The sequence below is a fragment of the Bacteroidota bacterium genome (assembly GCA_016721765.1).
Taxonomy (GTDB): Bacteria; Bacteroidota; Bacteroidia; order UBA4408; family UBA4408; genus UBA4408.
In genome coordinates, this window is the sequence record JADKHO010000001.1 from 580,578 (window position 1) to 590,665 (window position 10,088).

General features: G+C 38.8%; 6 protein-coding genes. 4 read left to right on the plus strand and 2 right to left on the minus strand.

The annotated features are described in order from the left end of the window. The first annotated feature begins 10 nt into the window (after window positions 1-10). Together IPP32_02190 and IPP32_02195 are read left to right on the plus strand one after the other, a co-directional pair. Window positions 11-1,033, plus strand: coding sequence for a T9SS type A sorting domain-containing protein (locus IPP32_02190; GenBank protein ID MBL0046895.1), 1,023 nt, complete (start codon window positions 11-13; stop codon window positions 1,031-1,033). A gap of 22 nt (window positions 1,034-1,055) precedes the next feature. Continuing rightward, on the plus strand, window positions 1,056-2,258 hold the full coding sequence (locus IPP32_02195) for a T9SS type A sorting domain-containing protein (GenBank protein MBL0046896.1): 1,203 nt from the start codon (window positions 1,056-1,058) through the stop codon (window positions 2,256-2,258). 55 nt (window positions 2,259-2,313) lie between these two features. Here IPP32_02195 and IPP32_02200 read toward each other — a convergent pair whose 3' ends face one another. Beyond that, the gene (locus IPP32_02200) at window positions 2,314-4,962 is read right to left on the minus strand and encodes a gliding motility-associated C-terminal domain-containing protein (protein ID MBL0046897.1); all 2,649 of its coding nucleotides are present in this window, start codon (window positions 4,960-4,962) and stop codon (window positions 2,314-2,316) included. 181 nt (window positions 4,963-5,143) lie between these two features. Here IPP32_02200 and IPP32_02205 point away from each other — a divergent pair, with 181 nt between their 5' ends. Both IPP32_02205 and IPP32_02210 read left to right on the plus strand, forming a co-directional pair. Then, entirely contained in the window at window positions 5,144-6,244 is a 1,101-nt protein-coding gene (locus IPP32_02205) for a T9SS type A sorting domain-containing protein (GenBank protein ID MBL0046898.1), read from the plus strand. A gap of 366 nt (window positions 6,245-6,610) precedes the next feature. Beyond that, window positions 6,611-9,703, plus strand: a complete 3,093-nt coding sequence (locus tag IPP32_02210; protein MBL0046899.1) for a hypothetical protein — start codon at window positions 6,611-6,613, stop codon at window positions 9,701-9,703. 2 nt (window positions 9,704-9,705) lie between these two features. On the opposite strand, the gene IPP32_02215 is transcribed toward IPP32_02210, so the two are convergent. Beyond that, on the minus strand, window positions 9,706-9,960 hold the full coding sequence (locus tag IPP32_02215; protein ID MBL0046900.1) for a hypothetical protein: 255 nt from the start codon (window positions 9,958-9,960) through the stop codon (window positions 9,706-9,708). Window positions 9,961-10,088 lie beyond the last annotated feature (128 nt).

Here is a 10,088-nt window from a genome sequence, read left to right on the forward strand (position 1 = left end):
TGAATTTTTAATGAAAAAAAAACTAATCAGTTCACTCTTCGCAATAGGTATAGCCTTAAGTTCAACTGCTAATGCAGTTATCGATACCTCTACAGTATTGTATGACTTTAATGCCCTAACAGTCGGAAACTTAAATGGACAAGACGGTTGGATAACTACAAAACACAATACAAGTGGCGACTATCAAGTTGGCGCTGGAGCAGGATACGATACATCTAATGCACTAACTTTTGCATTATCAGGTCCAAGCGTTGGTATTGATGCAAGCCGTTCCTTCGCTTCTCTTTTTAGCAATACTGTTTTTTCTTCCACCTCCTCGACATACATCATACAATTTGATGTGTTGCGTTCTTATTGGGGAGTTCAATTTGTGATTGGTGTGGATATTAATAACGATGGTAAAATTGCAAATAGTGATGTCAATGAAAAAGCTATAATTTACAGCACAAGTACACAAGGCGGCGATAAACTCACACTGCCCAATGGAATCGTTACTACGTATGCTGCAAGCCCCACTGTAATATGGAAAACCTTTGAAATTACACTCTCCAATTTTAACAGCAGCAACTCCGGAAATATTACCGTAAAAAGTAAAGACCTTGGCTCAAGCACTTGGAACACCATTGCGAGCAATTTGGCATTGGGAATTGACACAAACTCAAGCACCAAAACAAACCCTGCCCTATGGAAAATGATTTTTTTACACAATGAAGGAGCAGGTGGTAAAATCGACAATATTTCAATCACCCGCATTGGACCACAGGTTATTACTCGGGTTCCTCAGCTCAATACAGCAGCTGCGTATGAAGTATTTCCCAATCCTGTTACAGATAGAATAACGATACAATCAAAATACCCCACAGAAAATACTTTTTTTACGCTGCTAGACTTTAGTGGAAGAACAGTGCTAACTGAGAAGTTGAACCAAACCACACAACATATTTTACTTTCGAACCTACCCAAAGGTATTTATTTATATACCCTTTCAAATGAGCACGGAACGCTAAAATCCGAAAAAATTATTAACCCTTAAACAATCTCAAAAAACAAAAATTATGAAATCTACCCTGCTCACACTATTGCTACTTGCCGGTTTACTTGTGAAGGCACAAAACGCGCTTCTCTTTGATGGTATTGATGACTATGTGCAATGCCCAACGGCCGGCCCTACAGGAAACGCCTCTCGAACCGTGGAAGCTTGGGTAAAAATCCCAAGTTTAAGTACAACTCAAAAGGTAATACTCGACTGGGGTGATATGTTAACTGGTGGCAGGTTTACACTGAATATCATTAACGGTTTGCCAAGAATTGAAGTGGGAGGAAACGGATTTAGTGCCACAAATGCTATTAGTTTAAATACCTGGCACCACATTGCGGCTACGTTTAACAATACCGCAACACCAAAATTAAAGCTTTATGTGGATGGAAATATGGCTGCCAGCGGAAATCCCTCTGTTGCCACATTTACAAATACAACAAATGGAATTATTATTGGCCGGCGCAATGATCAAATCAACAATTTTATTGGCACTATTGACGAGGTAAAAATATGGAGCATTGAGCGCTCCCAAGCTCAAATTGCTTTAGATATGAACGAAAATTTATGCGCTCCACTATCTGGTCTTGTTGCCTATTTTAATTTCAATCAAGGAACAGCCGGAGGGAATAATGCAGGTTTAAATACGTTAACAAATCATGCGAATAGTGCCAATAATGGAGTATTGCATAACTTTTCCTTAACGGGAAATGCCTCCAATTGGATTGCCGGTCGATCCATGAATAATTTATCGGCTTCCACAAGTCAAGCAGGCAACACCCTCACCGCATTGCCTTCCGGTGCTAGTTATCAGTGGGTGAACTGCACTTTGGGAAATTCAATTATTGCAGGAGCCACTGGAGCTGCATATACTGCAAGTAACAGTGGAAGCTATGCGGTTATTGTTTCTAAAAATGGTTGCATCGACACATCTAATTGCGTTAATTTAACGGTGTCCATTAATGAATTGGCTATTAAGGAGGCTATTTCATTTTATCCTAATCCTTTTGAAAACGAACTTCATTTTGAATTATTAAATCCAACCATTCAATTGGACTATACAATACAATTATTTGATGCATTAGGAAACAATGTTGTATTTGTGGAAGAGAAGGACGAAAGGGGTTCAAATTTGAGACTCAATAATTTGGCAAGTGGGATTTATTTTCTTGAAATTATTTCCAAATCCGGAACATATCGTTTCAAAGTATTACGCGCATAAATAAATTAATCAGAAAAAACCACATATAAGACTTTTGGCTGCAGCAAAGGAATAATTATCGATACAAAATTAAGCTCCCGTTCGACTTAATCAGTTCCAATTTATTTTTCAAACGTAATCGAAATCGATAAACGTATATTCCTTCGGGTGCCGGATAACCACTTGTGGTTTTTCCAGCCCATTTTTTTGTATACTCATTCGATTGAAATACCAATTCTCCCCAGCGGTTATATATAGCCATTTCAAAATCAACTGAATCAATACCTGTTCCGCTGATGCCAAATACTTCGTTGATACCATCCCCATTTGGAGTAAACGAATTAGGAATAAAATAAGCTGTAAAAGGTATTACTGTGATGGTCTCGGAAAGTGTATCAGCACATAGCCCATTTTGAGCAATTAAGCTAACTTGATAATTCCCAACCCCCGAAAAAGTATAGGAGGGGTTTTCCAAAATAGAACTTGATCCTGCATCATCAAAATCCCAATGCCAAGATGTTTCATTAAGCGATTGATTAGTGAAACTTACCAGTGGATCGGTTTCATTGGGCTGCAGCGGAGAATAGCTAAAAGCAGCAATAGGCTGTGGAGTAACAAGAATTTGAATCGTATTTGAAAGCACTGTTGCAGGAGCGGCACACGCTTCGCTCGAAACTAATTCAACAGTTACCACATCCGCATTGCTTAAATTTGTGCTGCTAAAAGTAGGGCCGGCTGTTGCTTTGCTGATTCCATTTATTTTCCAAACAAAAGATGGCGTAGAACCAGCATTTACAGCCGTAGCGGTAAAACTCACCGGAGCACCGGAGCAAGTGCTTGTTACATTCGACACTATTGAAACAGCAGGCAACACCGGAGGCTGAATAGACATAAGCAAGGCTGAAGAATTTACGATTGGTGTTGCCACACATAAAGCTGTTGAGCTAAGCTCAACTGTAACAGCATCGTTTTGTGCTAGGCTAGTGGTCGAAAAAGTTGGACCAGTACCTACGTTTACACCATTCACTTTCCATTGAAAAGTGGGCGCAATCCCACCATTTACGGCAATTGCAGTGAACCCTACAAGTGCCCCTGCACAAGTCGGATTCGTTCCTGTTGTTTGAGAAATACTCACGCTTGCCAGCTGCGAGGCAGTGATTGCCGCACTGGTATTCAGCGTGGTGAGACAGCCATTGTTGTTGATGGTAACACTATAACCACCCGCCGCGACTACAAGGGCATTTACAATTGAATCAACAGCATTTATAGATGCAAAGGAATTGGGCCCGGTCCAATTGTAAGTAGCGCCCGTTATGGACTGAGCATTTAGTACCAATGTTGCACCCGGACAAATAGGGCCATTGTTAGAAATTACAGTAGGAACAATAACACGGGCAAGGGTTAAATAGGGTTTTCCTGCAGGTAAGTTAATTCCGGAAAATTCAACACGACTACCACTTGGATTTATTGCTAAGCAAGCTGCAAGGACTGATGCATCCGAGAAATTTCCGTCGTCATCAGCCAAAACGCAAAGTGTGCCAATAACGCCCAATCCGGTAATTTGCGAAGTTTCAAAGCCCATGCTAATTACTTGATTAAAGTTGGTAGCTTGTGTTTTCCAAACACGCGTTAAGCGTTCTTGAATCCCATTTGGCTTTGAGGATGCTATATTAAATGTTTTAGCAAGCCCATTGTTACCCCAAACCAAAAAAGAGTTATCCGTAGCAAATAGTGCAGAATTAGTATTATTTTCAGATGGTATCGCTGCGTTCCCAAGTGCTATGGTTAAGGCTTCGCCATTGTTTACACTGACGGATTGCTTTTGATTTAAACTTCCGTTATCGTCTCTTCCTATTCCGGCGATATCGAAATTAAATCCTGCATTGGCTGTCTTGTCCCACACTACTGTTGTAGCGTTTGATGCGATGTAATTGTAAATATTGTTTAAACCTGTATTACCTCCCCTAGTGATTCCATATTTTAAAGCCAAGTATGTCTCCACCCTATCCATTTCCACTCCGGATGGTTTAGCATCAAATAAAATAATTTCAGCAATAGAAGCATTAGAAGCCTCAACGGTATTGTTGGCGCCTAAAAAAATTCCCGGTAAAACAGCCGGATAGTAGAGTGACAAATTGCTGTTGTTTGCTGTATTTTGTTGCAAGGAGTTCTTGCGTAAGCTCATATTGGCGGCACATCCATAACTTACAGGCATAAAAGCTGAACTGGTAGAATATTCGGTTGGAGCTGTCCAATCAAAGGTATAGCCTGTTCCACTGTTTCCGGTTTGAAAACGAAAATTTGGTTTTAACTGGTAACGGCCGGCTGCAGAGTAGGTAAACACTGTTCCTAATTCGTTTGTTGTTACAACAATTGCAGTTCCATTGCTGCCTAATAGGTCGGGGCTACTGCTGTTGTTTGATAGTACATTGTAATTGGAAGCACTTGTGGAAGTAAATTTTATTCTTGGGTTGAAATTAAATTTTGATGAATTTGTGGCACCATTAATAACTGCGGGTTGTTTCGAAACAACTGTTTGTGAAACACTATAACCACTAGCGCTTCCTCCGCTGCTCGTCCAACTTTGTACTGGATTTCCGGTGAGTGAGGAAGCATTATCAGCTTTCAGCCACAATGTCAAATTGTTGATTACCCCACCTGGCCCTTGTGCAGATGAATTTATCCAAAGCAGTATAACAAAAAGTAGTGTGGCAAAGTGTTTCATTAATTACCCAATTTCGCTAGGCTGTTAAATTAAATTAGGAATACAATTTTACAAATTATTTCGAGCTCCTTTGGTAAACCCCTAGGATTAGGGGTTTTTTATTCTGTCTAAAAAAAGAATATTTGACAAAGCATTTTTTCAACACTAAAATAATTTCTCAAAAAACTAACCTCACCAACTTATGAAAACAAATTACATTTCAGATTCAAATTCAATCATCAAGAAAATAACTAAAATAAAATCGCTATATTCAACTAGAGGTAAATTTTTAAGTATTGCTTTTTGTTTACTCTTAAGCATGCAAGTTCAAGCGCAATTAATAAACATACCTGTAAGTGGATTTTATAATGATATTGTAGCAGATGGGGTTGGCACAAATACCATTTCAGGAATTACACATACAACTATTGGAGTGGATGGCGCACGCTATTACTTTATAGATAATACCTACAAGTATTCTTCGTCTAGTAATTTACCTTCCTGTTTTATGCCAACTAGTGGCTTAGCTCCCAGTATGCGTACACCCGGATTAACTTATCAGCTTCAAAGCTATGCATCAGATAATGCACTCACAATAGATAATAATTCTACTGCTTATACCACTTCGCCCTTCCCGAATAGTGCCGCACTAACTTTGGTTACTCCTGCCAGCTATTCAAAACTTTACGTGTTGTATGAATCGGTAATAAATGTTGCACCTTTAGCGGTGGATGTGCTCGTAACGTTTACCGATGCAACTTCACAATCATTCAACAATAACACCTGCGTAAATTGGTTTACTGCTACCTTGCCAACTTTTAATAATGTGGGAAGAGGCACACCCTCCGGAAATATTGAATGTGGGACACAACCCAATTTATTTGAATTGCAACTCACACTTAGCGCTCCAAATTCAGCAAAGCAAGTGCAAAGCATAACGTTTACAATTCCAACTTCCTTTACAATCGGCGCATTTCCTTACAGTGTAAATTATTTTCACGCGATGGCAGTGGGTGGGCAAATAAGTCCACTAGGATTAGCCAATGGTTCGGCTACCGCACCTTCTATTAATATTTATCCAAATCCTGCAAAAGAGTTAATACAAATTTCAACAAACTCTTTTAATAAAAATACTTACTTTATGCTATATGATCTTGCAGGTAGAGAAGTAACAAACCAAAAAATAGAAAGTAATTTTCAAAGCATTTCACTTTCTCAGTTAAATGATGGCATATTCTATTATAAAATTGTACAGCAAGGCGAAATTTTGAAAACAGGCAAGTTAAATCATTGTAGTTATTAGTCTACAATAATATTTCTTTTTAAAATTTCAGTAAGAAAAAGCAACCTTTCAACCCCACTTTTCTTCCACTTACCGAAACCCCTAATGTTAGGGGTTTTATTTGAAGGTAATAATTTGCTAATTTACAAATCCATAATCGACGGGCGATTCCGCAGATTTTGAAATTAAATGCTTAGTAAACATTAATTTTTTTACGCATGATTTATTTGAATGCTTTGATATTCATCGAATTTGCCAATAATGTAGAGCAATAACTACAAAAATATTTATTTAAAGATTACATATTTGAACACCCCTAATAAACACCGGCACCAACTATAAGCCTACTTAATACTAATTAGAATGACTAACTTAAACACAATCAAAATGAGTAACCACTACAAAAATCTTGAAAATTTCAGCAAGAGATCGTACTTCAATTTGTCGTTTCAGACATTTCGTAAGTCACATATTCTTGTTGTGGCTTTGTGCTTTTTGATGAGCACTTTTTCTGTGAATGCACAATTAGCCAATGTGCCGGTAACTGGGTTTAACAACGATATCGTTGCCAGTGGAACCGGAGTTACCGGTTCACCAAATGTTGGAGTTAGCTACCCTTCAATAGGTGTAGATGGTGCGGGATATTGTCTTACTGAAGCTAGCTATGTTTCAGGAAGCAGCGGAACTCCTACGTGTGGAATGCCAGTTTCAAATTCTGCAGCGAGTTTATTAACTGCCGGACTTACTTATAGTTTGCAGGGTTATGGTACTGGAGCGGTTAATAATAACAATGCGCTAACAATTACGTCAACTTTAGGAACGTATGTTACAAACCCCTTTCCATCTAGTGCTGCATTAACATTAACTACTCCTGCAAAGTTTACGAAGCTTTATGCATTAGTCGAATCAGTAATAAATTCATCCATTCCTAATACTATGGATGTAACCGTTACTTTTTCAGATGCAACTACTCAAGTTTTTACGGGTTTCAATTTTGCTAACTGGTTTACTGGTTCAGTTTCTACTACTGCATTTTATCAGTTTAACCGAGTAAATCCAAATAATGGTGGCTACACAAACGTTTGTACTTCGGGTTCATATACCACGCAACCAAATATGTTTGAAGCTACTTTAAATTTAAGCCCTGCTAATTACAATAAAACGGTAACCTCTATAACCTTTACTTCAACTTCACTGGGTGTTCCCGGTGGAACCATTGCAGATAAGGTCGATTATTTGCACATCATGGCTGTTGGAGGTTTAAATACCTGCCCTTTCCCAACTTTTCAACCAAGTGCTCCTTCCCTAACCGCTTTTTCTACCAGTCAAATTGATGGTTCTTTTACTGCGGCAGTTGGTTCCCCTACCGGTTATTTGGTGGTACGCTATCCTGCCGGTGCTACTGAAACAGTTCCTGTGGATGGATCAACTTATGTTGCCTTACAAACAATCGGTTTAAATGGAACAGTTGTTCAAGCTTCTTCATCTCTGACATTTAATAATACTGGTTTACTTGCAAACACTGCTTACGATTATTATGTGTACGCATACAATTCAGGCGCTACTTGCGGTGGACCAATATATAATACTGTTGGTGGATTTATAGGATCTATGACCACTACAGCATGTGGTGGAATTTCAGGCACAAAAACAATTCCTGGTGATTACGCAACATTAACAGCTGCAATTTCCGATATAACTACTAACGGTCTTTCGGGCGCTACTGTTTTAGAATTACAAGCAGGATATAGCAGTGCAAGTGAAACATTCCCTTTAACTATGCCAAGCAGTCCATGTATAGGGCCAGTGAATTCTTTAACTATTCGTCCAGCAACCGGCGCAGTTGGTTTGTCAATTAATTCCGGCAATGCAACTGGTACAATTAATTTTAATGGGAGCAGTTTTATTACTATTGATGGTCGTCCGGGAGGAACCGGAGTTACTTCTGAATTAACACTTGCAAATACAAATGCAGGTACAAGTTATGCGTTAAACTTTTCAGGTGATGCTTCAGGAAATACAATTAAATATTGTACTATAACAAGTAGAAACACAGGTGCCGCTTCCGGAACAATTGTTTTGGGCGCTGGAACTGCAACGGGTAACGACAATAACACTTTTGACAATTGTACCATTTCAGATGATGGCAATGGAACTACTTTCCCTGTGAACGCAATCTATTCAGCCGGAACTTCTGCAGCAATCGATAATAGCGCTAACTCAGTTACAAATTCCCGAATCGCCAACTATTTCTCAGCAACTGTTTCCTCTGCCGGTATATTATTAACCAATACAGGAAATTCAACTTGGACAATTTCAAGTAACAAATTTTATCAAACGGCAACACGTTTAACTACCGGAACTGGAGCAACCCATACTGCTATTTCAGTTTTATCGGGAGCCGGGTATACTATTAATTCTAACACTATTGGATTTGCTGATGCAGCCGGAACAGGAAGAACTAATTATATAGGTAACTCTGTTACCCTTGCCGGATTTCCAACAAGTTATACTTTAACCGGAACTGCTGTTAATACAAGATTTATAGGTATTAATTGCGGATTCACAGCAGGCGGAACAGTTTCTAATATACAAGGAAATACAATTGCCGGAATTGCATTATTTACTTCTAGTGGAGCAAATACACTTAATGGAGTATTATGTGGAATAAATGTAACAAGCGGTGCTGCCAATATTGGAACAAGTGCAGGTAATACGATTGGTGCTACTACTGGAACTGCTTCACTTTATTCAGCTTGTACTACTACAGGTGGTACAGTAGTAGGTATTTATGCTACAAGTGCAAATAACGTTGCTATTCAGAATAACACTTTTGGAGCAATAGATGCCTCTGGAACCTCTGCTACTACAAACGGGGGTATTAGTGCTATAGATGCAGCCGGAGCAGGAAGTTTTACCATTACTAACAATACCATTGGTAATGCAACTGCATCCAATATGAGAACCGGTTTTATCCAAAACGTTGCACCAAATTTGGGAGCCGGCGGAGCAACTTTAACCTCAACTACAGGTGCAACCAGTTTAATGTTGGGTATTCGTTGTACCTCAACCGGTAATTCAAATAGTTATAATTCAAATACATTGCGCAACTGGATTACCTCAGGAACTGTAACAACTTTAACAGGTATTACCTCATCTGGGGCAATGACCGGCACATCTCCATCTGTTGTAGCAAATAACAATTTTTTAGGAACAGCAGCTACCGGTGCAGGAGCTTGGATGACATACACTGTTGCTACAACCGGACTAATAACAGGAATTAGTTTGACCAATACTATAGCAACCACCCATTCCATTCAAACAAATGACTTTCGTGGTATTGTATATAATGTAGCAGGTGGTGCACAAACTGTAAACTTAATCACTATAGCTGGCGCTACTGCAGCTGGAAATACTGCTACCATCGCTTCAAATACATTTACCAATTTAAGCATTAACAATACTGGAACATTACTTTAATTCTAGCTATACTTATAGGCCACGGCAACAAGTGTAAAGAATTGCAACAATAACTCTATTAGTGGAACTTTTGCTAAAACAGGTGCATCCGGTAATTTAATTTTAATAACTGATGCTGGTTTTTCTGTTCTTGGTTGTGTCTCTAACGTATTAAATAATAATTTCGCAAATATTACTGTTTCTGGTACAACAACCATTACAGGTATAAACCTAACAGATGGTGGAACAGCACCAACAAAAATTATTAATGGAAACACATTAAGCAATTGGACAGGGGGAACAGGCGTTTTTAATGCAATAAATATAACTTATTTAAGTGGTGGTAGTTCTGTAATTGGACCAAATACCATTTCAAATTTAACCACGGGGGCAGCAATTACCGGTA

Excerpts from the sequence above, each read along its gene's own strand:
- IPP32_02190 (MBL0046895.1), top strand. The coding sequence starts at position 11 with ATGAAAAAAAAACTAATCAGTTCACTCTTCGCAATAGGTATAGCCTTA.
- IPP32_02195 (MBL0046896.1), top strand. The coding sequence starts at position 1,056 with ATGAAATCTACCCTGCTCACACTATTGCTACTTGCCGGTTTACTTGTG.
- IPP32_02200 (MBL0046897.1), bottom strand. The coding sequence starts at position 4,962 with ATGAAACACTTTGCCACACTACTTTTTGTTATACTGCTTTGGATAAAT.
- IPP32_02205 (MBL0046898.1), top strand. The coding sequence starts at position 5,144 with ATGAAAACAAATTACATTTCAGATTCAAATTCAATCATCAAGAAAATA.
- IPP32_02210 (MBL0046899.1), top strand. The coding sequence starts at position 6,611 with ATGAGTAACCACTACAAAAATCTTGAAAATTTCAGCAAGAGATCGTAC.